Here is a 1,519-nt window from a genome sequence, read left to right on the forward strand (position 1 = left end):
ACGTATTGAGAATGTAACCATCTTAAAAGACGCTGCGGCTACGGCGATATACGGCTCTCGCGCTTCCAATGGCGTGATTGTCATTGAGACCAAAGTAGCTCCCGACGGTGCGTTGTCTGTTAGCTATAATGGAAGTTTGACGATGCAAATGCCCGATTTGACAGATTATAACTTGATGGATGCGCAGGAGAAACTCGATGTGGAAATGCAGTCGGGTGTTTATAACCCGCTACGGGCGGCTTCCATGAACCGTTATAATCAGTTGCGCAGGAATGTTTTGGCCGGCGTAGACACCTATTGGCTTAGCCAACCGCTGCAGACCGCATGGCAACAAAGGCACTCTCTATCAGCTGCGGGTGGAACGGAGATATTCCGCTATAGCCTCGATTTGAACGCAACAATGGCGCCGGGTGTCATGAAAAAGTCGAGTAACAACACGAAAGGCGTCAACTTTAACATGACCTATCGTAAGCGGAAGATAACCGTAGGAGCGACGATTAGCTTGGCCGAAACCGATGGTCATAATTCTCCTTATGGCTCGTTTGCGGAATATAGTCGTATCAATCCTTACTATCGTCCCTATAATGACAAAGGAGCTATCCAACAAGACTTGGATAACTATATAGGAGCCAGCAGTGTATTGATAGCCAATCCTCTTTATAACGCTAACGTTGGAATTAAGGATGAGACGCATAATACCAATATCGCGACGAATTTGAACTTGGAATATAGCATTTTAGAGAACCTCCGTATTACGGAACAATTGAGTTATACCCGTGGTATAGCCCGGTCGGAGCGTTTCTTGCCGGCTAATCATACCGACTTTATTAACGAAACCGATAAGACTTTGAAGGGTAGCTATGCCAAGAATACCGGTGAAATGACTTCTTGGTCGAGTAACTTGGGTGTCAATTGGAACCAGTCATTGGGTAAACATTTAATCAGCGTATTTGGCAACTGGGACGTACATGAGGACAGAAGTGAGTATGTAAACCTTAGCGCGGTCGGTTATCCCGACGCCCACATGGACGATTTCATCTTTGGTAATAAGATGTCGCAAAATCCCAGTGGTACCGAGAGTATCGCACGTTCCATGGGATTGATAGGCCAACTCTCTTACAGTTACGATACCCGTTATTCGGTAGATTTCAACATTAGTGGTGAGATTAGCTCAAGTTATGCCGACCATAACCTTACTCCTTTCTGGAGTGTGGGAGCACGATGGAACGCCTATCGTGAGAAGTTCTTGGAGGGACGAGTGTCAAATTTGGTGTTGAGAGCTACCTATGGTGTGACCGGTACACAGAATTTCAGTCCGGCAGACGCCGTGGAGTATTATACTTTCTCGGGTACGATGCGTCCTTACGCCTCACTTCCCATGTTGGGAGCGGTGCTGGCTCGGTTGAACAACCCTAACCTGAAATGGGCCAAGACCGATAATTTCGGTTTGGGAATGGATATTGGTTTTTGGAAGAACAGAATCAATATGTCGTTAAATTACTACAATAACATTACCCGA

General features: G+C 46.1%; 1 pseudogene. It reads left to right on the top strand.

The annotated features are described in order from the left end of the window. Positions 1-1,519 (top strand): annotated as a pseudogene (locus tag VIR50_RS08245) (SusC/RagA family TonB-linked outer membrane protein); the annotation flags it as partial.

The organism is Prevotella sp., from assembly GCF_036570325.1.
Lineage (GTDB): Bacteria > Bacteroidota > Bacteroidia > Bacteroidales > Bacteroidaceae > Prevotella.